Source organism: Brevibacterium antiquum (assembly GCF_016107655.1).
Taxonomy (GTDB): domain Bacteria; phylum Actinomycetota; class Actinomycetes; order Actinomycetales; family Brevibacteriaceae; genus Brevibacterium; species Brevibacterium antiquum.
Map to the genome: position 1 here is coordinate 41667 of NZ_JABASX010000011.1, position 21873 is coordinate 63539.

The following is a 21873-nucleotide window of genomic DNA, read 5'->3' on the forward strand; positions in this document are numbered from 1 at the left end:
CTCCAAGCCATCCCTCAAGTGATCTAAACCACACCTCGTATACAATCAGATCGCAACGTTCATTGCAATAGGAGATTCAAAGTGGGAATCATCGCGACATGGCTAGAGCACCTCATGTCTCAGCACAAACTGTCCCCCGGGACAACGGCGGTACTCAAGGCGATTGCCGAGGATCCCGAAAGAGCTTCGTACTGCAGCGCTGCAGCTCTCGCCGCTGTGGCTGGTGTCAACGTCGCAACAGTTGTCCGGGCTGCGCAAGCAATCGATTTCACCGGGTGGTCGGAACTGTCGACTGAGATTCGGAATCGATTTCTTTCTTCGTTGGATGCTGACAAACACTTCGTACGCAACACCGGAGCCGGCAGCGGACGAGCGGTGAAGTCGATCGGCAAGGACCGCGAGCTTCTCGGCCTGCTCTCAGAGACACTCACCGACGAGACGGTCAGCACGATTGCCGAAATGATTGCTTCATCGCGATCGACCAAGGTACTTGCCACTGGCGCCTACGTCGCTCCGGGGGCAGTCCTGTCTCACAATGCTCAAGGGCTGGGCTACAACGTCTCACTCAGCGATGGTTCGACGACAAGCATGATCAACGACATTCGCCTACTGCAGCCAGGAGACTGCCTGCTGACCTTCTCGATCTGGAAAACCAGTTCAAGCATCGTTCCGCTGTGTGAGATCGCCAAAGAACGGGGTGTGCGACTGATCGTCATTGCCGACCAACATTCACACCTGGCCGAACTTGCTGACCAGCTCATCCTTGTCCCCTCCGAAGGCCTCGGCCCGATGGCATCAGTGACCTGCGCCGTCAGTGTCGCTCAGAGCATCGTGGGTGCGATTGCGAACGTCGACACACAGCATTCTGCCGCGATGCTCGAGGAACTGCAGACCATGTGGTCGCGCACTCAAGCCGTCATCAGCGACTGAGCACGTTGAGTGTCAAGAACCCCAGCAGCACATCGAGTCGGCAGGAAACAGAACGGATTCCCGGAGATATCGGCGATTTCCGAGATCGCGGACAGTGGCGGTCTCGCAAGTGAATCAGTCTTTGTTCGCCTACGTTCGACTGTCATATAGTCAATGGGAAAGCTTCGCCAGCCTGCGGAACGATTCCGGTCGAAGGAGACTGTATGCGATACGTCGTCGGCATCACCATGGACAAGCGTGGACGCGACGCCGTGTCGCTCGCCCTCACACTTGCCCAGTCGACGCTTGCGCATCATCCCGTCGAACTCGACCTGGTCCACGTACTCCGCGGTGTTCCTCCCGACCAGGCAGGTTCGAAGCAGGAGAGGGAGTACCAAAGCCTCTGCCTTGACGAAGCAGAGCAATGGATGGCGAAGGCACATGATCTCATCCCGAAGACCATCCGGTCGACGACATCGATCCATTTCGCCGAATCCATGGCCGCCGGGCTGATCGAGACGGCCACGGCACGACCCTGTGATCTCATCGTCGTCGGCGCGGCCAGCCACGGCCCGCTGCGCGGCTTCACCGTCGGGTCGGTGGCCAACGCACTCCTCCACTCCTCCCCTGTGCCGGTCGCTTTGGCTCCCTCGGGCTACCTGCCGCCCAGCCGTCTGACTCGGCTCACCTGCGCCCTGGGTATGCGCCCCGGCGCCGAGGTTGCCCTCAACGTCGCAATCCAATCCGCAGTCCGCCATGACGTCCCACTGCGGCTGATCTCACTCATCGGCCTCGACGCCCGTTCCGGAGCCGTCGAGACCGCCGACGCCGCCCGCGCACATGCGAAGAAGCTGCTCCTTCATGCCTCCCAGACCGTCGACGATGCCACCGAGGTCATGGTCGATGTCGCACATGGTCGATCCATCGAGTCGGCCATCGAGAAACTGACCTGGGACGACGGGGAGATCGTCGTCATCGGTTCGAGCAGGCTGGCCCGGCATCAGTCGATCTTCCTCGGTACGACAGCCAATAAGATGCTTCGCAGTCTGCCGGTTCCGATGGTCGTCGTCCCGCGCTATCCTGCGCCCGATGTCACCCCCGACAAAGACTTCTCCATCTGAGTTGGTGCAGACATCACTTCCCACGACGACCATCCAGAATCCACGCATAGCCCGCCGGCCCGATCCCCAATCGAGATCTCGCTCGAGTCAGGTGAACCACTCTACCGACAGCTGCGCCGTGCCCTGGAGCATCAAATTCTGTCCGGAGTGCTCAACCCCGACGTCGCGCTGCCCTCTTCACGTGACTTGGCCAATGAGCTCGGGCTTTCCCGAAATACGGTCAACGCCGCGATCCAAGAGCTCGTCGCCACCGGACTCATCGAAGCCCGTCCCCGCAGCGGGCACTTCATCAACACCACGCTGCTCGATGACGGACCGAAGAATCACGTCAGGGCCCGCCTTTCCGACGGATCCATCGACTGGGGGTCGAAGATCCGTCCCATCCCGGACCGGAACCTACCCGAGATCACGAAGACGAAGAACTGGCAGTCCTATCCCTACCCCTTCGTCGCCGGTCAGGTCGATCCGGAGGAGTTCCCCCGGCTCGCCTGGGCCCGGGCTCTGCGCACAGCCATGGAGCCTGAGCATCTGCCGTTCTCCGTCCGCGACGCCATCGACGAAGACGACCCGCTGCTGACCGAACTGCTGTGCCAGCGCGTGCTGCCGAGCCGCGGCATCCATGTCACCCCCGAGAATGTGCTCATCACAGCAGGATCCCAACAGGGGCTCGACTTACTGGCCCAGCTGCTCGTCGGTCCCGACACCACCGTTGGCGTGGAGGACCCCGGCTATGTCGATGCCAAACACGCCTTCGCCCGTGTCGGCGGCCAATTGATTCCCCTTTCTGTCGACGCCCAAGGCATGATCCCGCCCGAATTACCGCTCGACCTTGTCTACGTCACCCCGAGCCACCACAGCCCCACGAACGTCACTCTCGACCCCTCCCGCAGACTGCAGCTGCTGACACACACGCGAGAGACGAACTCACTCATCATCGAAGATGATTACGACTCCGAGTTCCGGTACAGAGGCAAACCCACCCCTGCGCTCAAGGCGCTCCCCCATTCCGACCACGTCATCTACCTGGGGTCCTTCAGCAAGTTCCTCGCCCCCGGACTCCGGCTGGGCTACATCGTTGCGGAGCCGGAGCTCATCGAACGCATGCGGACCCACCGGCGCTATTCCATCCGCCATGTCCCCGGCCACACTCAGCGGGCAATGGCGCTGCTCATCGACTCCGGACAATTCCACCGCACGATCGCACGCCGACGAACCCAGCTGCGGAAGAAATGGGAAACTCTGGCCAGCGCGCTTGAGGAGCACCTGCCCTGGACCGTGCCGTTCCCGGCCGGAGGCGTCAGCATCTGGATCCAGGCCCCGTCGCAGCTCGACTGCCGCGAATTGGCCGAAGAATGCCTGCGCCGAGGCGTCGTCATCGAACCCGGCGATCCCTTCTTCCTCTCGCCAGAGAACAATCTCAACTTCTTCCGCCTCGGCTTCGCCGCCATCGACCTCGATGCCATCGCCCCCGGAGTCCGCCACCTCAGTGAGGCCATCGACTCGGTCCTCTCCCAGGCCTGATCACTCGAACCCTCTGGTACCAAAGAACTCGCAACGGACTGGGACTTCTACGGGAGCCAGATTGCCGAGAGAGTGATGACAAGCACACCAAAGACGGAGTGCCGGAGTCGGGACGCCTCGACGTACCCGACCCGAAAGTGAGAATGGAGGGTTCGCGTGACGATCTCGGACTATGCAAATCGTGCCCAGCAGCATCTTTTCCCCCACTTCACCACCGGGAAGGTGTGGAATGACGAAAGTCTTCCGATCATCGTCGAGGGCAACGGGAGTTACCTCACCGACGAACGAGGCGATCGATACCTCGACGGACTGGCCGGACTGTTCTGTGTGAACATCGGCCACGGACGACAGGACATCCCCAAGGCCGCCTACGAGCAGATGAGCAAACTGGCGTACTGGACGAACTGGGGCTCAGCCCACCCGGCAGCCGTGGATGCCGCCACTCTCATCGCCGGCCACGCACCCGGCGACCTCGACACCGTCTTCTTCGTCAACTCCGGTTCCGAAGCCGTGGAATCGGCCATCAAGTTCGCCCGCCAGTACCACCGCTCCCAGGGACAGCCCGAACGCACGAAGATCATCGCCCGCAACATGGCCTACCACGGAACAACGCTCGGTGCTCTCGCAGTCACCGGCATTCCGGCGTACAAGGAGCCCTTCGGCGACCTCATGCCGGGAGTCTTCCACGTGCCCAACACGCTCGGCGAAGAGGTCCCGGCAGGCGGCACCGCTGCCGATCTTCCCTCAATCCAGGCCATCAGAGAACTCATCGAACGCGAAGGCGGCGACACCTTCGCAGCATTGTTCGCCGAGCCCGTGCAGAACTCACGCGGGGCTCTTGTCCCGCCCGTTGGCTACTGGCAGGAGCTGCGGAAGATCTGCGACGAGCACGGAATCCTCCTCGTCGCCGACGAAGTCATCACCGGCTTCGGACGGCTGGGCGAATGGTTCGGCTCGATCAAGTTCGACGTCGTCCCGGATCTCATCACCTTCGCGAAGGGATCCACCTCCGGCTACCTGCCCCTCGGCGGAGTCATCATCCGCAAGCCACTGGCCGATGCTCTGCTCGACTCCCCCGATGCCGGGGCGTTCACCCATGGTGCCACCTGGGGCGGCCACCCCGTGGCGACAGCAGTGGCCACAGCGAACCTCACGGCTCTGGCCGATGAGAACGTGCCGGGCAATGTCCGCAGCCTCGAACCCTATTTCCAGAACGGGCTCGACCGGATCACCGACTCCTACCGGTGCATCAAGGAATACCGCGGCGCCGGGTTCTTCTACGCCATCGAGATGATGGCCGACCGCGACACGGGAACCGAGCTGAGTCCCGAAGCGTCCCAGTCGGTGCTCACCGAGGTGATCCCGAAGGCAATGAAGGAAGTCGGCCTCATCACCCGCCCGGACAACCGCGGTGCGACGATGCTCGTCCTCTCACCCCCGCTGGTGGCCGACCAAGCTGTTCTCGACGACCTGCTCGACAAGGTCGATCACGTCATGGGAGCCGTCGACAAACGCGTCGGTGTCTCGGCACTGTCGGCGGCAGTCTGAGGATCGCACCATGTTGAAGACACCGGCAGCACACAGGCAGACGGACCCCGTCACGGCACTTCCCGAGCCCGACCCTCACGAGGTCGAGGTCGACCCGATGCTGCTCGAGCGGGTACTCGGACTGTGCGGAAGCGGACCCCGCCCCAGAGTGGTTCTCGCGGAGACTCACGATGACCGCATCCTTCGTGCTGCCGGTGTCCTCGCCGAGGCGGGGCTGCGTCCCGTCCTCATCGGCAACCGAGATGAGGTCCTGGGTCGCGGCGATAGCCTCAGCATCACGGGAGTCGACGGATGGAGCGTGGAAGATCCCGCCGCGCTCGCAGCCGGAGCTGCTGGCGAACGCATTCGGCGCAAGACGGAGACAAAGCATCGCCATCTCACCGACCAGTGGCTCAACGATCCCGTCTTCCTCGCCGCCGCAGCGGTCGCAGAAGGTGCCGCCGAGGCGGCTGTCGCCGGTGCGGATCGTCCGACGGCCGATGTCATCCGAGCCGGGCTGGCGATTGTCGGGCTGGCTGCGGATTCGACGGTCCTCAGTTCATCGTTCCTCATGAAGCTGACGGATGGGCGGTATCTGGGATTTGGAGACTGTGCCGTCATTCCTGTGCCCGATGACGAACAGCTCGCCGCGATCGCCGTCGCCACTGCCCGGACCTTCGCCGCTATCACCGGAGCCTCTCCCTCGGTGGCGATGCTCTCCTTCTCCACGGCCGGATCTGCCCAACACACGGACATCGACAGAGTCCGTCTGGCCACACAGCGGATCCGGCGCACATGTCCCGAACTCGATGTCGATGGCGAACTGCAGTTCGATGCCGCGATCGTCGAATCGGTGGCGAAGTCGAAGGCTCCGGACTCTGCGGTCGCGGGACACGCAAATGTGCTCGTCTTCCCGAACCTGGCCGCCGGCAACATCGGTTACAAGATCGCCGAGCGCCTCGCCGGGGCGCACGCCTTCGGGCCGCTGCTTCAAGGTCTGGCCGCTCCGATCAACGACCTGTCCCGCGGGGCGAGCGTCTCCGACATCGTCAACGTCGGCCTCATCACGTGCCTGCAGGCACTCACCACGGCCCCAGCGACTCAGCAGCCGGGCCGAGAATTTACCACGGAACCCACGTTCACAGAGTAGTGACGAAAGTTAGGTGCCATGTCGAAATCAATAGAGAACCCAACTCCGCACGTCGCGACCACACCGTCTGATCCCGGTCACGGCGAACAACCCGAGAGGATGGCGAAGACGCTCAAACCGCGTTGGGTCTTCGCCATCGCACTCGGCTCCGCAGTCGGCTGGGGTGCCTTCATCCTTCCGACCGATTGGCTGGCGATGGGAGGACCGCTGGGAACCCTGCTCGGGTTCTCCATCGGCGCCGGGCTGATGCTCATCATCGCCGTCAGCTACGGATTCCTCATCCGCACCTTCCCGGTCTCCGGAGGCGAACTGGCCTATGCCCTCATCGGCTACGGACGCGTCCATGCATTCTTCGCCGGGTGGTTCCTCACACTCGGCTACGTCTGCATCGTCGCGCTCAACGCTTCGGCGCTGGCTCTGCTGTTCCGCAAGATCATGCCCTCGGTCATCGAACAGGGCTATCTCTACACCGTGGCAGGCTGGGACGTCTATCTGCCGGAGATCATCATCTCCGTCACAGCGCTCGTCGTCTTCGCTGTCCTCAACATCCGCGGTACTGCCCTGTCCGGCCGGATTCAGTTCTGGGCCTGTGTGCTCATGATCATTGCGGTCGCGGCGATGATCATCTCAGTCATTGCCAGCCCGACGACGCATTTCGGCAATATGTCGCCGGCGCTGCCCGACGGAGTCAACCCGGTGGCTGCGATCATCGCGATCGTCGCCATCGCCCCCTGGGCGTTCATCGGCTTCGACAACGTCCCACAGGCCGCCGAGGAGTTCGACTTCTCCCCTGCCAAAGCTCTCCGCCTCATCGTGCTCGCGATCGTCACCGCCGCAGCCCTCTACATGGCGATGCTGGTCTCGGTGTCGATGGCCGAACCTTGGCAGGCACTGGCGAACTCGGGCTCCGCATGGGGCACGGCCGATGCAGTCACCGGCGTCATCGGCGGCTCAGGGCTCTTCCTACTGGCCGTCGCGATCACCATGGGCGTAAGCACCGGTCTCAACGGCTTCTACGTCTCCGCCAGCCGAGTCCTCATGGCCATGGGCCGTGCCCAGATGATCCCGCCCATCTTCGCTCGGCTGCATCCGAAGTACAAGACACCGCATATCGGGATCATCGCCGTGCTGATCGTCTGCCTCATCAGCCCGTGGTTCGGCCGTGCGGCACTGACCTGGGTCGTCGACATGTCGTCAATCGGTGTGACCATCGCCTACCTCTACACCTGCCTGTGTGCCTTCAGAATCTTCCGTCCCACCCGTGAGGCACAGGATCCCGAGGCTCTGCCGGGCATGTATTCGACGACGAAGAAGGTTCTGTCCGGTGTGGGCGCGGTGATTGCGATCATCTTCATGCTCCTTCTGCTCATCCCGGGCTCTCCCGGTGCGCTGGGCAAGGAATCGCTCATCGCCCTGGCTGTGTGGATCGCCATCGGCATCGTCTTCTTCCTCTCACGCATCCGCCACAACAGGAAGCTCACCGACCACCAAGTCGATCGTCTCGTTCTCGGTGACGTCCGTCCAGCCGTCACCCGATTCAGCGAACGTGCCGAGATGCGTCGCGAGGGGGCGCTGACAACGGAGAACTGAACCGCGTATGCGGAAAATTCCCACGGGATGAGATCGGCCCGCTGCACTTCGCAACGGGCCGATCGTCTCTGTGTGCAGCGGAGCCGATCATCTCTATATGCAGCTGCCGGGGTCTCACCGACTGAAGCCTCAACGCTCAACGGCTGAGGACACTGCGGAGAGCGTCGACGACTGCACGTACTGATGCCGCGTTCCCCACGTCCTCAGGGTCAACTTCGACGCCGACGGGATAGATGAGGCTCGGGTCAGTGCCGACGCCGACTCCGATGACTCCGATGTCGCTGGCTCGGCGCAGACGGGCCACCGTCGCCTCGAGGTCGCGGGCCAGAAAGTGCTCGTCGTTGGCCTCGCCGGTAGCCGAATCGGCAGGCAGTCCATCGCTGATGACGATCACAGCGGACTTCGCCGCCTGCTGGCTGCGCAGCCGATCGACGGCCCATCGCAGGCCCTCGGCATCGATGCCTTCACGAAACAGCGAGGTCTTGAGGATCCCACCTAGGTGGGTCCGTGAGCGGCGCCATGAGGAGTGTGCTGCCTTGACCACGATGTGATGAACCTCGTTGAGGCGGCCGGGACCGGCAGGAGATCCCGCCTTCTTCCAGTCCCGTCGCAGGCGGCCGCCGCTCCACGCATTCGTGGTGAATCCGAGGATCTCCGTGCTCACGTCCAGCCGGTCGAGGGCGGTGACGATGACATCGAGGAGCGCACCGAGCCGGGCCGAATGCGGTTTCATCGACCCCGAGAGGTCGAGCAGGAAGGTCACGGCGCAGTCCGTTTCGGCCCGCTGCGAACGTCCGCGGAACACCCGGGGGTCTCCGGGAGAGGTCAGCAGCCGTGTCAGCCGGGAGGAATCCAGGATGCCTTCATCGGCAGCGACTGCCTCGTGGACATCGGTGACATCGTCGATGACACTGTGCAGGCGGGTGACGACGGGAGCCAGCGGCACCGCGAGCCGGGCAGCCTCCTCGGCGATCGTACGACGACCGCTGCGCAGACTCTCGGCCCTGACCAGATCGGTGATGTGGGATGTCCTGTCGAAACTCGTATCCCAGATGCGATACCCGTGAGCGACATGGAGGCGTCCGCTCCTCGAATCCGGGGCAGGGGCGAACAGCTCCTCACTGACGTCGAAGACCAGGGGCAGGTTCGCGCTCACTCGACGTTCGCGCGCTCCGGTCCGTGTGCTCTCCCGATCTTCGAGAGCGGTGATCCGACCGGCGATCGTGCGGGCCAGGTCACGGGCCACCTTCGCGAAGGCATACTGATCGTGACATGTCGCTTTCAGGGATGGCAGGAACGGACCCAGATCGGCCGAAAGTTCGAATCGGGCCTCTTCGATGAGGTCGGACTCGACAGGTGTGATCGGCTCGCGAGTCAGGGCGGCCCGAGTGATGAGGATGACGGTGAACAGCAGCATGCCCAGATGGGTCTCATGGAGTCGGCTGCGCAGGTACTCGCTGCGCCAGACGGCATGGCGCAGCGACAGATTGGCCCGGACTCCCGACTGCACGACCAAGGACTCGCACCGACACTGTTCGAGGATCTCGACGAGGAGACGTTCCTCTCTGGCATCGGGCAGCAGTGCTCGGTGCACCTCCAGGTCGCTGAATCTCCGGCGCATTGCCATCGCATCCGTGGCTCCTCGCAGCGAGTCGAGACCGGCCGTGCGCGGATTCGGGTAGAGGTGAGGGGCGTTCATCGGCAGCATCCCTCGAGAATCGACGGGGCGATGGGCCCACAGATCGACTCGGGGATCGCCGCTCAGCGCCCTGAACACCGAGGCCAGACGCCTCTCCAGCATGGCCTCCTCCCGGTGGGAGCGGCCCTCGGACGACAGCGATCCGAGCTCGGCCATCAGCTTGCCGTTGCTACGTCACTGACGCGCAGCTCGTCGCCGAAACAGCGCTGATAGTATTCCGCGACGAGTGGGTGCTCGGAGGGATCACAGCGGTTGAGGAAGGAGAATCTGAAGGCGAGTTCGACGTCGCCGAAGATCACCGAGTTCTGAGCCCAGGAGATGACCGTGCGCGGCGACATGAGTGCGGACACGTCCCCGGCGGCAAATCCGCTCCTCGTCAGCGCCGCCACCTCGATCATCGTCCGCACTCCGTCGGTGCCGACAGCATCCGCGGCTTCGGGCACCTGCCCGGTGACGACGAGGAACTCTTCGTCGGGGTCGAGGTAGTCAAGTGAGGCGATGATGTTCCAGCGGTCGAGTTGAGCCTGGTTGAGCCGGTTGACTCCGTGGTAGAGACCGTTGATGTTGCCCAGCCCGACGGTGTTGGCCGTGGCGAAGAGACGGAACTTCGGATGCGGACGGATCACCCGGTTCTGCTCCGTGAGGGTGAACAGCCCGTTGCGTTCGAGCAGGCGTTGGATGATGAACATGACCTCCGGTCGACCCGCATCGTATTCGTCGAAGACGAGAGCCATCGGCCGGGTCAGCGCATGGGGGATGACTCCTTCCTCGAAAGCTGTGCGAGGCTGACCGTCTTCGATGACGACTTGGTCCTTGCCCACGAGATCGGCGCGCGATATCTGTCCGTCGAGGTTGACGCGCATGAGCGGCCAGTTCAGACGCGCCGCGATCTGCTCGATGTGAGTCGACTTCCCGGTCCCGTGCAGGCCCTGGACCAGCACTCGCGAGCCATGGGCGAACCCTGCAAGAACGGCTCGGGTGACCTGTGGATCGAACCGGTAGTTCTCATCGATGTCCGGAACCAGGTCACTGTCGTCGTCGAGAACGGGCACCGGCATGTCTGCATCGATGCCGAACATGTCTCGAATCGTTGATTTGTCGGCCATCGTTGAATCGTCGGCCATATTATGCGCCGTCCTTTCGCAGTCAGTGTGTGTCTGAGGTTCAGGCCGAGGATGTGATCGCATCCTCGCGATCGATCTCGTTGAGAAGAGCCATGCGCTTCGCTGCGGCGCGAACCACCGGCAAGAGTTCGACGAGGTTGTCGATCGACTTGCGGATCACGGGAGCCTGGATTGCCAGGGCCTGATTCGAGCGGCCGATGTCTGTGGGGATGAGCACTGCCAAGCAGACGAGTCCTTCAAGGTACTCCTGCCGGTCGAGGGCGTAGCCGAGCTGACGGACCGAGCCGAGTTCCTCATCCAGCACGTCCGGGTCAGTGACGGTGTTCGCGGTGAAGGCTCTCAGCTGCCCACTGGTGAGCAGCCGACGACGAGGGGTGTCTCCATATTGCGAGGTGATCATCTTCCCGCTCGCCGAGGCATGGATGGGCACCCGGCTGCCGGCCTCGAGATGCACCCTCAGCGGGTGGGAGGTCTCCACGCGATCGAGGTAGATGACGTCATTGCCGGAGACAGCGGTGAGGTTGCAGCTCTCGCCGACGTCTTCGGCCAGCTGCGTCAGGATCATCCGCCTTGCCCCCTGCCGAGAATCGTTGAGCAGGACATCCTCTGCCATCCGTCTCAGTCGTGCCCCCGTGCCGTAGTGGCGACCATCGCTGTGCCGAGTCAGCAGCCCTGCACCCTCGAGCTGCTGGAGCATGCGATGGAGGGTGGGTTTCGGCAGGCCCGTCTGCACAACCAGGGACTGCAGCGTGAAGATCTGGTCTCGGGTGGAGATGAATTCCAGGAGGGACACCAGTCTCAGTGCAGGAGTCTCACCGGCAATCGAGAGACCCTCGTCGGTCATCGGCTCTGCTGCATCATCCATGTTCCTCGTCCTCCCAACCCCTGCGGGCATCGTCACCTCGGAATCGCTGTCTCAGCCATCACTGTCTCAGCGTCGTCATCGAGTCCGGACATCACCGCCCGAATTCCATTGTTCCGGATTATCGTACCAAATGAAATCTTTTCCGGAACTCTGTTGACATGACGAAGGCCGATCACTAACGTCAAATATGTTCCGCTTTTCGAAGTGATGTGAACATAAATCCGAGACCACAAGGCAGTGGTCGCACGACGAACAGGAGACGTTGCAATGACGGAACTGGCCGATCGAACCGACAAGGCAGCACTCAGCGAGGCTGCGAAACCACAGAAGATCACATCGTCCGAAGCGTTCGTCGAAACGATGGTCGCCAATGGTGTCACCGACATCTTCGGGATTATGGGCTCGGCATTCATGGATGCCATGGACATCTTCGCTCCCGCGGGCATCGACTTCATTCCCGTGGTCCATGAACAGGGTGCTGCGCACATGGCCGACGGCTACGCCCGCGCGTCTGGCCGGCATGGCGTCGTCACCGGACAGAACGGGCCGGGCATCTCGAACTGCGTGACAGCCATCGCGGCCGCCTACTGGGCGCACTCACCGGTCGTCATCGTCACCCCGGAGGCGGGAACGAATTCGATCGGTCTGGGCGGATTCCAAGAGGCCAATCAGCTGCCGATGTTCCAGGAGTTCACGAAGTACCAGGGACACGTCAGCCACGCGGCCCGCATGTCCGAATTCACTGCCCGCTGCTTCGACCGGGCGAAGTCCGAGATGGGCCCGACCCAGCTGAATATTCCCCGCGACTACTTCTACGGGGAATGCTCATCCGAGATTCCCCAGCCGCAGAAGATCGATCGCGGTGCAGGCGGGACCGAAAGCCTGGAGGAAGCGGCCAGCCTGCTCGCCTCGGCGAAGAACCCCGTCATCGTATCCGGCGGCGGCGTCGTCATGGCCGATGGGGTCGATGAGTGCATCGCCTTGGCGGAGCGCCTCGGATCCCCGGTGGTCAACAGCTATCAGCACAACGACTCGTTCCCAGCCAGCCATCCGCTGTGGGCAGGGCCGCTGGGCTACCAGGGGTCAAAGGCCGGGATGACCCTGATCAATCAGGCCGATGTCGTCCTCGCGCTCGGCACCCGCCTCGGGCCGTTCGGCACACTGCCCCAGTACGAATTCGACTACTGGCCCACGAATGCCAAGATCATCCAGGTCGATGCCGACCAGAAGATGCTCGGTCTGGTCAAGAAGATCGATGTCGGCATCTGCGGCGATGCCAAGGCCGTTGCCGAGGAGCTCCTCGCCCGGCTCAACGATCGCGACGTCGCCGGCGATGCCACGAAGTCCCAGCGAGCAGAGCTCATCCGTGCTGAGAAGGAGGCCTGGGAGGCTGAGCTCGATTCGTGGACCCATGAGCGCGACGAGTTCTCCCTCGACACCATCGACGAGGCGGAGAAGGAAGAGGGCAACTGGCTCCATCCGCGGCAGGTTCTCCGCGAACTCGAGAAGGCGATGCCCGCCGATGTCATGGTCTCGACCGATATCGGCAACATCAACTCGGTCGCACACAGCTACCTGAGGTTCGAACGCCCCCGCAGCTTCTTCGCCCCGATGAGCTTCGGCAACTGCGGCTACGCTCTGCCGACGATGATCGGAGCCAAGCGGGCTGCTCCGGAGCGTCCGGCCATCGCCTACGCCGGCGACGGCGCTTGGGCCATGAGCATGGTGGAGATCCTCACCGCCGTCCGGCACGACATCCCGGTCACCGCCGTCGTCTTCCGCAACCGGCAGTGGGGAGCGGAGAAGAAGAACCAGGTTGAGTTCTACGGTCGTCGCTTCATCGCCGGTGAACTGGACAACGGTGAGAGCTTCGCCGCGATGGCCGAATCGATGGGTGCCGAAGGAATCGTCGTCGACCAGCTCGACGAGGTCGGACCTGCCCTGCAGAAGGCAGTGGAGGCACAGATGAACGAGGGCAAGACCACCGTCATCGAAGTCATGTGCACCAAGGAACTGGGAGATCCGTTCCGCCGCGATGCACTGCGCAAACCGGTTCGCACACTCGACAAGTACAAGGACTTCGTGTGATCGTCCGAGTCTGCTGACAGCAGCTCTACAATGACGTCGGGGCACCGAGGCTCAGTCAGGCTCGGTGCCCCGACGCCGTTCCGCAGCATCACACCCCGATCGACGGCAGAGTCGACGAAGCTATCGACACTGCCGCAGAAAGCTGGACCTCAGCGATGAATTCACCCGAAAACGTCATCTATCCGGCCAAGATGGTCAGGACGCTCGACCCCGCGCGACCCACCGCCGAGGCGGTCATGGTGAGTGGATCACGGATCCGTGCCGTCGGCTCCCTCGACGAGCTCAGGGCCTACGGTCCCTCACGCATCGACGATCGGTTCGCCGAGTCCGTGATCTTCCCCGGAATGGTCGAAGCCCACGCACACGCGGGCAGCGGCGGAATGTGGGAGAACACCTACGTCGGCTTCCACACGAGGAAGGACCCCGAGGGCAGGATCTGGCCGGGCTGCACCAGCATCGACGAGGTTCTCGAACGCCTGCGGCAGGCCGATGCGCAGCTCACGGAAGGCGAGATCCTCACCGCATGGGGGCTGGATCCGATCTTCTTCCCCGGAGACCGGCTCGACAAACGCCACCTCGACAGTGTTTCGACGACTCGCCCGATCTTCGTCAGCCACCAGAGCGGACACCTTGCCACGGTGAATACGGCGATGCTCACCCACGAGGGCATCGACCGGGACTGCCCGGTCGAGGGAGTGGTCAAGGGCGAGGACGGAGAACCCAACGGCGAACTCCAGGAACCGCCCGCGATCGCCCTGATCACGAGCGCTTCGTCCCTTCTGGGGGCTCCCTTCAACGCCGCCACCCTGCGCAGCTTCGCCGCAGACGCACGCAATCACGGGGTGACCACCTCGGCGGACCTCGGCAACCCATTCATCATGACCGATGCGCTGGCCGAGCATCGCTCGGTCATCGATGACGAGTCCTTTCCCCTGCGGCTGTCGCTGTTCCACCTCGGCGGCGGGATGGGTGCCGGCGGTGAGCCGACGACCGCGGCGCAGAAGCTGGCGGAACTGGCCACGACCGGCAGCGACAAGATGCACCTCGGCGGGGTGAAGCTCTTCCTCGACGGCTCCATCCAGGGCTTCACCGCACGACTCCAGTCCCCCGGCTACCTGCCCGATGACGGCAACGGCATCTGGCTCTCATCGCCCGAGGAGTTCTACACGGCCTTCCGCGCCTACCATTCGGCAGGCGCGACGATCCACGTCCACTGCAACGGCGACGAGGCCACCGAACTCTACCTCGACACAGTGGAGCAGGTGCTGCAGGAGGTTCCGCGCTGGGACCACCGGCATACGGTCACCCACAGTCAGCTGACCACTCCGGCGCAGTACCGGCGGATGAAGGCGCTGGGCATGTGCGCGAACATCTTCTCCAACCACATCTGGTACTGGGGCGACCAGCATCGCGATCTCATCCTCGGCCCGGATCGTGCCGAGCGGATGGATGCCGCCGCGACGGCGCTGCGCATCGGTGTGCCGATCTCACTGCACTGCGACACTCCCGTCACTCCGCTCGATGCGCTGGCCACGGCATCGTACGCGGCCGAACGCGCCACCCCCAGCGGGACGATCCTCGGTCGGCACGAACGCATCAGTGTGCCCGAGGCTCTGGACGCGGTCACCCTCGGGGCCGCCTACATGCTCAAACTCGATCACCTCGTGGGCTCTCTCGAAGCGGGCAAATTCGCGGACTTCGCGATCCTCGACCGAGACCCTTATGAATGCGAGCCCGCCGAGCTGCGGGACATCACCGTGCACGGATCGGTCGTGGCCGGCAGACACTTCCCCGCAGCAGGTTGAGCGATGATCGAGCTGACAGTAATCGGAGGCTACCTCGGGGCAGGCAAGACAACTCTGCTCAATGAGATCCTCGACCGTCAGGACGGCGAGCGCGTTGCCGTCATCGTCAATGACTTCGGCACGGTCAACATCGATGCCGAGATCATCGGCAGCGTGGACGGTCGGGCATGGGAGATCGCCAACGGATGCATCTGCTGCGATCTCTCGGACGGGATGGCCGCCGCGATCGAGAGCATCCGGAACGCCGAGCCACCGGTCAGCCGCGTCTACATCGAGGTCAGCGGGGTCGGCCGACCCGAGGTCGTCGCTCGTTGGGGCTCTCATCCAGGGTTCGCCCGGGGTGGTTCCGTCGTCTGTGCGGATGTCATATCTGTTCGCCGCGACGTCAGCCGGAAGTGGGTGGGCGAAACCGTGGCCTCTCAGCTGCGCGGCGCTGACCGACTCCTGCTGACGAAGACCGACCTGGTCGGTCCCGAACAGATCGAGGATGTCAGGCAATGGCTGGGCTCACAGCCCGGCATCGACGCCGAGTTCGTCGACCGTGATCAGGTGCTCGCCGGAGCGCGGGTGCCTGGGACTCAAGCTGCGGCCCGACCGGGATGCTCGACTGTGGATGCCGCAGGCAACGCATCCGTCTCCGACCCTGATCCGAGCCACGAGACCAGGACCCACAGCTCCTGGTCGGTCACGATCACCTCAGCCGTCGACCCTGCACAGCTGCGCTGTCTCGTCCTCGACTTGCCTGAGCCCTTCGTCCGCGTCAAGGGGATTCTGGCCGACAAACGGAATGTCGGTCAACAGATGCTCGTCCAATTCGACGGTACGAGGTTCGAAACGCAAGCCTTGGCTTCGCACGACGTTGGTGGTCATGAGGGCAAACCCACCGGCGGCATGAACGATCCCGGCCACAGTGCGGGACGGCTCGTCCTCATCGCTGCCGGCGACTATCCAGGTACGCCCGAAGCTGTGACCACACTGGCCCATGCACTCGGCGGCAGGGTCGACAACCAGACCTAAGCCGTCTGGAGGATTGGAAAAGGAACAATGACGTTCACCCGCAGAACCACCCAGACATCGACACACGCCGCCCGACGGAGCAGATCAGCGTCTTCCCATCTGCTCAGGCCAGTGGTCGCGTCCCTTGCGGCACTGACACTGGTACTCGGCGGATGTGCGGCCCCATCCGCGCTCGTCGGCAGCAGCGATGACACGCTCATCTACGGAACCGGCGCCATCCCGCGTGTGCTCAACCCAGCAGTGCAGTCAGGACTGGCAACCGCGACGACCGGCACACAACTCTTCGCCAGCCCGATCCGTCTGAGCAAGAATCTGGAGCCCGAACCCTATCTCGCGGAGTCATGGGAGGAAGCGGAGGACGGGAAGACGATGACCCTCCACCTCGTCGAGGGAGCGAAATTCCACGACGGCCAACCCATCACTTCGGAGGACGTGGCGTTCTCACTCAACGTCGTGAAGAAGGAGCATCCCTTCGGGGCCAATCTCTTCGGCCCGGTCACCAGCGTCGACACCCCTGATGAACAGACAGTCGTCATCAACATGTCCCGCAGGCATCCCGCTCTGTTAACGGCGATGAGCCCACCGTTCCTCCCTGTCATCCCAAAACACGTCTACGGCACGGATGACACTGTGACAGACCACCCGCAGAACGCCCAGAACGTCGTGGGCTCTGGACCGTACAAACTGCGCAGCCACCTCGAGGGCAAACGCATCGTGCTCAAAAAGGTCGATGACTTCTTCATGCCGAACGAGAAGGCTCCCCAACAAGTGCTCGTCGAGATCATCTCGGATGAGAACACTCTGGCACTGGCCACGGAGAAGGGAGAGATCGACATGATGACCTCCAACACTCCCTCCATCCTTTCGCGATTGGATGACGTCGACGGTCTGACCGTCGCAGACACCGGCTATGAAGGTCTGGGCGCCCTGACCTGGTTGGGTTTCAACGTCGAGAGCGAGAATGTCTCGGACAAACGAGTCCGGCAGGCGATCGCCTATGCGATCGACCGGGACTATCTCATCAACAAGCTCCATCGAGGTCAGATCGAGCCAGCCACCAGTCCCATCGCGAACGACAGCCCATACTTCGACGACTCCCTGCCGACCTATGACCGCGACCTGGACAAGGCTGCGAAACTGCTCGATGACGCCGGATACACGACCGATGACCAGGGTAATCGCTTCACTGTCCAGCTCGACTACGATCCGCTGAGCGCCGAGATGTCCTCGAGCATCGCCGAGACCATCAAGGCCAATCTCAAGGACGTCGGCATCACTGTACGCATCCGCAGTTCCGCTGATGAACCGACGTGGGGCAACCGAGTGGCTAACTATGACTACGACATGACGCTCGACAACGTCTGGAACTGGGGCGACCCGGTCGTGGGAGTCGAACGCACCTATCTGTGCGACAACATCAAGAAGGGCGTCCTCTGGGCGAACATGTCCCAATACTGCAACGAGGACGTCGACCGGCTCTTCAAGAAGGCGGCCTCCGCACCGGATGAAGAGAGCCGGAAAGCCACCTATGCGAAAGCCCAACGGATCCTCACCGACGAACTTCCTGTCCTTCCTCTGGAGAATCAGCAGTACCGCAACATCTATTCGGACTCGGTGAAGAACGCCCCCAACGGCCCGTTCGGCATCATGTCGCCGGTGCTGAACACCTCGATGGAAGGTTGACCATGTCACTGACAGCCCCACCGAAGATCAAGCTCAAAGGGCGCAGAAACATGGCCCTGGCCAGGGCGCGGTCGATCGCCTCACGCATCGCCCAGGCTGTGCTCCTGCTGCTCGCCGTCATCATCTTCAACTTCGTCCTCATCCATCTCGCTCCCGGAGATCCGGCGACGGTCATCGCCGGCGAGTCCGGCGGAACCACTCCCGAACAGCTCGAAACGATCAGGGAAGCCTACGGGCTCAACGACCCGATCTTCATCCAGCTCTGGCACTACCTCGTCAAGATCTTCCAATTCGACCTCGGCTACTCCTTCTACTTCGGCCAGGACGTCACAGCCCTCATCGGAGAGCGGCTGTATCCGACCGTCCTGCTGGCCGGAACCGGCATGTTCGCCGGACTGATTCTCGGGACTCTGCTCGGTGTCATCGCCGCGATCAAACCCAAGGGTCTGCTCAGCTACTTCGTCACCGTCATCGCTCTCGTCGGCTTCGCCGCTCCGGTGTTCTGGACCTCCGTGCTGCTTCTGTTGGCCCTGTCGATCACTCTCCCGCTCTTCCCGGTCCAGGGAATGAACTCGATCATCGTCTCACCGGACGCCATTCCCCAGATCTGGGACACGACATTGCATCTCGTCCTGCCTGCCACGGCCCTGGCACTCATCTACGTTGCGCTCTACAGCCGCACGGCCCGGACCAGCATGCTCGACGTTCTCGACTCCGACTACATCCGAACGGCCTGGGCCAAAGGCCTCGGCGGGAAAGTCGTCATCTTCAAACACGCTCTGCGCAATGCGGTGCTTCCCATCATCACCCTCTTCGGGCTCCACGTCGGTGCACTGCTCTCGAGCGTTGTGCTCATCGAAGTCGTCTTCAACTGGCCGGGCCTCGGTTCCCTGCTGCTCGAATCGATCCTCCGCAGAGACACCCCGGTGATCCTGGGCATTTTGCTGGCCAGTTCAGTCCTCGTCATCATCGCCAATCTGGTCACTGATGTGGCCTACCGCATCATCGATCCGAGGATCGCCATCTCAGGAGGGCCACAATGACCGACACGATGTCACTGCCGGGCGCCGGACAGGAACAGACAGGCCCGGGGCCTAAGAAAGCAACCCGGAAGCGACCGACGACGGCATGGACTCTGTTCCGACGCAACAGGGTCGCTCTCATCGGCTTGTCCCTGCTGGTGGCGATCCTGCTCGCCATCACCTTCGGACCGATGATCTATCCCAACAACCCGTTCGAAATCGTCGGGATACCGATGGAGGCACCCGGGGAGTCCTCAGTGCTGCTGGGAACCGACGCTCTCGGTCGAGACCTCTTCGCCGAACTGCTCTACGGCGGCAGGGCCACCATGCTCGTCGGCGTGGTCGCAGCTGTGCTGTCGACCGCGATCGGCATCATGCTCGGCGGCCTGGCTGGCTACCACCGTGGGTGGGCCGATTCCGTGGCTGTGCGCATCACCGAATTCTTCCAGGTGCTACCGCCGCTGCTGTTGGCCATGGTCCTCGTCACCCTGTTCACCCCGAGCCTGATGACGATCACGATCGCCATCGGTGTCGTCAGCTGGCCCGCGACGATGCGCATCACCCGGGCAGAGTTCCTCCGCATCCGAGAACTCGACTATGTCAAGAACGACCGTGCCGCAGGTGCCGGTGACTTCTGGATCATCCTGAAGACGATCCTGCCGAATGCTCTGCCACCGATCGTCGTCATGTCCACGTTGGTCATCGGGCAGGCGATGCTCTTCGAGGCGGGGCTGAGTTTCTTGGGCCTCGGCGACCCGAACACGATGAGCTGGGGGCTGATACTCGGCAACAATCGCGAGCAGATGCTCACCGCCTGGTGGCCTGTGGCCTTCCCTGGTCTGGCCATCTTCCTTGCAGTACTCAGCGTCAGCCTCTCCGGCGACGGGCTCAACGACGCGCTCAACCCGAAAGGTCGTGAACGATGAACACTGCAACAACCTCCTCCACTGTCGTGAACGAGCAAGGACCAGCTCTTGTGGGAGGCGACGAGTCGCCGATCCTGTCGGTGAAGAACCTCTCGGTGCGGTTCCAGGACAACATCGCCGTCAACGACGTCTCCTTCGACGTCAGCCCCAGAGAAGTACTGGCGATCGTCGGGGAATCCGGATCGGGCAAGTCGGTGACCTCTCTGGCCATCATGAGACTGGTCGAGCTCTCGTCATCAGGCAAGGTCACGGACGGGACCATGAAATTCGTCCGCGCAAGCGGCGACATCGTCGATCTGCGCACGGCCCCCGAAACGCAGATGCGTACGATCAGAGGCAACGACATCTCGATGATCTTCCAGGAGCCGCTGACCTCGCTCAATCCGGTCTACTCGGTGGGCAATCAGCTGGCGGAGGTGCTGCGCGTGCACAAGGGTATGTCCCGCCGAGAGGCGAAGAAGGGCGTCATCGAGCTCATGGAGCGGGTACGGATCCCAGAGCCGACGCGCCGCGCCAGACAATACCCGCACCAGATGTCCGGCGGCATGCGTCAACGCGTGGTCATCGCCATGGCCTTGGCCTGTCAGCCGAGGATCCTCATCGCCGACGAACCCACCACAGCACTGGACGTGACAATCCAGGCACAGATATTGGCGCTGCTCCGTGAACTCAAGAACGACCTCGATGCCGGAATCATCTTCATCACCCACGACATGGGTGTGGTGGCAGAGATCGCCGATCGAGTGCTCGTCATGAGGAAGTCGGAAGCGATCGAAACCGGACCTGTCGAAGAGATCTTCCACAACCCACAACGACCCTATACGAGAAAGCTGCTCAGCGCGGTGCCGAAGCTGGGGTCGATGAACGGCACCGACTCCCCCGCGCTGTTCCACCTCGATAGAGAAGAGGCATCCTGATGACGAAAATTCTCGAGGTCGAGCACATGGTCAAAGGATTCTCCCTATCGGGAGGCATGAGGGTCCATGCCGTCGAGGATGTGACTTTCCATGTCGATAAGGCCGAGACTCTCGCACTCGTCGGTGAGAGCGGGTGCGGCAAGACCACGGTGGCGAACCTGGCCATGAGACTGCAGAAACCCGACAGCGGAACGATCAGTCTGCTCGACACCGATATCACCGAGCTGGGAACGCGCGAGCTGCGAGCCCACCGTCGGCACCTGCAGATGATCTTCCAGGACCCGTTCGCCAGTCTCAATCCGCGCAAGATCGTGGGCAAGATCGTCGGCGACCCGATGCGGCTCAACCGGACTGCCTCGAACAGCGACATCGACAGTCGTGTTGCCGAGCTGTTCGAGCTCGTAGGTTTGAGCGCTGACGACATGAGGAAGTATCCGCATCAGTTCTCCGGGGGTCAGCGCCAGCGTATCTGCATCGCCCGAGCGCTCACCCTCAATCCCAGCCTCATCGTCGCCGATGAAGCGGTATCGGCCTTGGACGTCTCCGTCCGTGCGACGGTACTCAACCTGATGATCGAACTGCAGCAGGAATTCGATCTGTCCTATCTCTTCGTCAGCCACGATCTCGCCGTCGTCGAGCGGATCGCCCATCGGGTCGCGGTCATGTATCTGGGTCAGATCGTTGAGATGGGCCCACGGCGTCAGGTGTTCGAGAACCCACAGCACTCGTACACGCAGCGCCTGATGGACGCGGCTCCGATTGCGGACCCGAGCCAGAGGCGCGAACGTGCCCTCATCTCGGGAGAGATCCCCAGTCCAGTCTGGCCCGAAGACGAGGGACCTGAGCGGGTAACACTGCGCGATCTCGGGGATGGGCATCTGGTCGCGGTTGAGTAGCGCAGTCGTTCCG

Annotated in this window: 17 protein-coding genes; 14 read left to right on the forward strand and 3 right to left on the reverse strand. The window is 62.7% G+C overall.

Features of this window, described 5'->3' with window-relative positions; genetic code table 11:
* The first annotated feature begins 114 nt into the window (after nucleotides 1–114).
* The 6 genes from JFC13_RS16785 to JFC13_RS16810 all read left to right on the forward strand — a co-directional run bounded on the left by JFC13_RS16785 (nucleotide 115) and on the right by JFC13_RS16810 (nucleotide 7818).
* Entirely contained in the window at nucleotides 115–930 is an 816-nt protein-coding gene (locus tag JFC13_RS16785) for a MurR/RpiR family transcriptional regulator (RefSeq protein WP_198398200.1), read from the forward strand.
* 203 nt (nucleotides 931–1133) lie between these two features.
* Entirely contained in the window at nucleotides 1134–2030 is an 897-nt protein-coding gene (locus tag JFC13_RS16790; RefSeq protein WP_198398201.1) for a universal stress protein, read from the forward strand.
* A gap of 12 nt (nucleotides 2031–2042) precedes the next feature.
* Entirely contained in the window at nucleotides 2043–3551 is a 1509-nt protein-coding gene (gene pdxR, locus JFC13_RS16795) for a MocR-like pyridoxine biosynthesis transcription factor PdxR (protein WP_198398306.1), read from the forward strand.
* 156 nt (nucleotides 3552–3707) lie between these two features.
* On the forward strand, nucleotides 3708–5099 hold the full coding sequence (locus JFC13_RS16800; protein ID WP_198398202.1) for an aspartate aminotransferase family protein: 1392 nt from the start codon (nucleotides 3708–3710) through the stop codon (nucleotides 5097–5099).
* 10 nt (nucleotides 5100–5109) lie between these two features.
* The gene (locus JFC13_RS16805) at nucleotides 5110–6228 is read left to right on the forward strand and encodes a phosphotransacetylase (protein WP_232488730.1); all 1119 of its coding nucleotides are present in this window, start codon (nucleotides 5110–5112) and stop codon (nucleotides 6226–6228) included.
* An 18-nt stretch (nucleotides 6229–6246) separates the two neighbouring features.
* Nucleotides 6247–7818, forward strand: a complete 1572-nt coding sequence (locus tag JFC13_RS16810) for an APC family permease (RefSeq protein WP_198398203.1) — start codon at nucleotides 6247–6249, stop codon at nucleotides 7816–7818.
* A gap of 136 nt (nucleotides 7819–7954) precedes the next feature.
* On the opposite strand, the gene JFC13_RS16815 is transcribed toward JFC13_RS16810, so the two are convergent.
* From JFC13_RS16815 to JFC13_RS16825, 3 genes are read right to left on the reverse strand one after another with little or no spacing between them, the layout of a single operon-like run.
* Entirely contained in the window at nucleotides 7955–9673 is a 1719-nt protein-coding gene (locus tag JFC13_RS16815) for a cobaltochelatase CobT-related protein (protein ID WP_198398204.1), read from the reverse strand.
* On the reverse strand, nucleotides 9673–10641 hold the full coding sequence (locus JFC13_RS16820; RefSeq protein ID WP_198398205.1) for an AAA family ATPase: 969 nt from the start codon (nucleotides 10639–10641) through the stop codon (nucleotides 9673–9675). Before JFC13_RS16820 ends, JFC13_RS16815 begins: the two co-directional genes overlap by 1 nt.
* Before the next feature lie 40 nt (nucleotides 10642–10681).
* Nucleotides 10682–11506 carry an IclR family transcriptional regulator gene (locus tag JFC13_RS16825; RefSeq protein WP_198398206.1) on the reverse strand — a complete coding sequence of 275 codons (825 nt, stop codon included), beginning with the start codon at nucleotides 11504–11506 and terminating at the stop codon, nucleotides 10682–10684.
* 267 nt (nucleotides 11507–11773) lie between these two features.
* On the opposite strand from JFC13_RS16825, the gene xsc reads away from it, so the two are divergent.
* The 8 genes from xsc (at nucleotide 11774) to JFC13_RS19500 (ending at nucleotide 21860) form a co-directional block, all read left to right on the forward strand.
* Nucleotides 11774–13594, forward strand: a complete 1821-nt coding sequence (xsc, locus tag JFC13_RS16830; RefSeq protein ID WP_198398207.1) for a sulfoacetaldehyde acetyltransferase — start codon at nucleotides 11774–11776, stop codon at nucleotides 13592–13594.
* Nucleotides 13595–13749: 155 nt separating this feature from the next.
* Nucleotides 13750–15399: an amidohydrolase gene (locus tag JFC13_RS16835; protein WP_198398208.1), complete on the forward strand. Its 1650-nt coding sequence runs from the start codon at nucleotides 13750–13752 to the stop codon at nucleotides 15397–15399.
* Between the two features lie 3 nt (nucleotides 15400–15402).
* The gene (locus JFC13_RS16840) at nucleotides 15403–16416 is read left to right on the forward strand and encodes a CobW family GTP-binding protein (RefSeq protein WP_198398209.1); all 1014 of its coding nucleotides are present in this window, start codon (nucleotides 15403–15405) and stop codon (nucleotides 16414–16416) included.
* Between the two features lie 111 nt (nucleotides 16417–16527).
* On the forward strand, nucleotides 16528–18099 hold the full coding sequence (locus JFC13_RS16845; RefSeq protein WP_198398210.1) for an ABC transporter substrate-binding protein: 1572 nt from the start codon (nucleotides 16528–16530) through the stop codon (nucleotides 18097–18099).
* A 2-nt stretch (nucleotides 18100–18101) separates the two neighbouring features.
* Nucleotides 18102–19142 (forward strand): ABC transporter permease, encoded by a 1041-nt coding sequence (locus JFC13_RS16850; protein WP_198398211.1) that lies wholly within the window; start codon nucleotides 18102–18104, stop codon nucleotides 19140–19142.
* Complete coding sequence (locus JFC13_RS16855) at nucleotides 19139–20047, forward strand: ABC transporter permease (protein ID WP_198398212.1); 909 nt, start codon at nucleotides 19139–19141, stop codon at nucleotides 20045–20047. Before JFC13_RS16850 ends, JFC13_RS16855 begins: the two co-directional genes overlap by 4 nt.
* Nucleotides 20044–20964 (forward strand): ATP-binding cassette domain-containing protein, encoded by a 921-nt coding sequence (locus JFC13_RS19495; RefSeq protein ID WP_232488731.1) that lies wholly within the window; start codon nucleotides 20044–20046, stop codon nucleotides 20962–20964. The genes JFC13_RS16855 and JFC13_RS19495 overlap by 4 nt, the downstream gene beginning before the upstream one ends.
* Complete coding sequence (locus JFC13_RS19500; protein WP_232488732.1) at nucleotides 20964–21860, forward strand: ABC transporter ATP-binding protein; 897 nt, start codon at nucleotides 20964–20966, stop codon at nucleotides 21858–21860. Before JFC13_RS19495 ends, JFC13_RS19500 begins: the two co-directional genes overlap by 1 nt.
* Nucleotides 21861–21873 lie beyond the last annotated feature (13 nt).

Excerpts from the sequence above, each read along its gene's own strand:
- JFC13_RS16810 (WP_198398203.1), top strand. The coding sequence starts at position 6,247 with ATGTCGAAATCAATAGAGAACCCAACTCCGCACGTCGCGACCACACCG.
- JFC13_RS16850 (WP_198398211.1), top strand. The coding sequence starts at position 18,102 with ATGTCACTGACAGCCCCACCGAAGATCAAGCTCAAAGGGCGCAGAAAC.
- xsc (WP_198398207.1), top strand. The coding sequence starts at position 11,774 with ATGACGGAACTGGCCGATCGAACCGACAAGGCAGCACTCAGCGAGGCT.
- JFC13_RS19495 (WP_232488731.1), top strand. The coding sequence starts at position 20,044 with ATGAACACTGCAACAACCTCCTCCACTGTCGTGAACGAGCAAGGACCA.
- JFC13_RS16825 (WP_198398206.1), bottom strand. The coding sequence starts at position 11,506 with ATGGATGATGCAGCAGAGCCGATGACCGACGAGGGTCTCTCGATTGCC.
- JFC13_RS16790 (WP_198398201.1), top strand. The coding sequence starts at position 1,134 with ATGCGATACGTCGTCGGCATCACCATGGACAAGCGTGGACGCGACGCC.
- JFC13_RS16835 (WP_198398208.1), top strand. The coding sequence starts at position 13,750 with ATGAATTCACCCGAAAACGTCATCTATCCGGCCAAGATGGTCAGGACG.
- JFC13_RS16785 (WP_198398200.1), top strand. The coding sequence starts at position 115 with ATGTCTCAGCACAAACTGTCCCCCGGGACAACGGCGGTACTCAAGGCG.
- JFC13_RS16855 (WP_198398212.1), top strand. The coding sequence starts at position 19,139 with ATGACCGACACGATGTCACTGCCGGGCGCCGGACAGGAACAGACAGGC.
- JFC13_RS16815 (WP_198398204.1), bottom strand. The coding sequence starts at position 9,673 with ATGGCCGAGCTCGGATCGCTGTCGTCCGAGGGCCGCTCCCACCGGGAG.
- JFC13_RS16820 (WP_198398205.1), bottom strand. The coding sequence starts at position 10,641 with ATGGCCGACGATTCAACGATGGCCGACAAATCAACGATTCGAGACATG.
- JFC13_RS19500 (WP_232488732.1), top strand. The coding sequence starts at position 20,964 with ATGACGAAAATTCTCGAGGTCGAGCACATGGTCAAAGGATTCTCCCTA.
- JFC13_RS16840 (WP_198398209.1), top strand. The coding sequence starts at position 15,403 with ATGATCGAGCTGACAGTAATCGGAGGCTACCTCGGGGCAGGCAAGACA.
- JFC13_RS16805 (WP_232488730.1), top strand. The coding sequence starts at position 5,110 with ATGTTGAAGACACCGGCAGCACACAGGCAGACGGACCCCGTCACGGCA.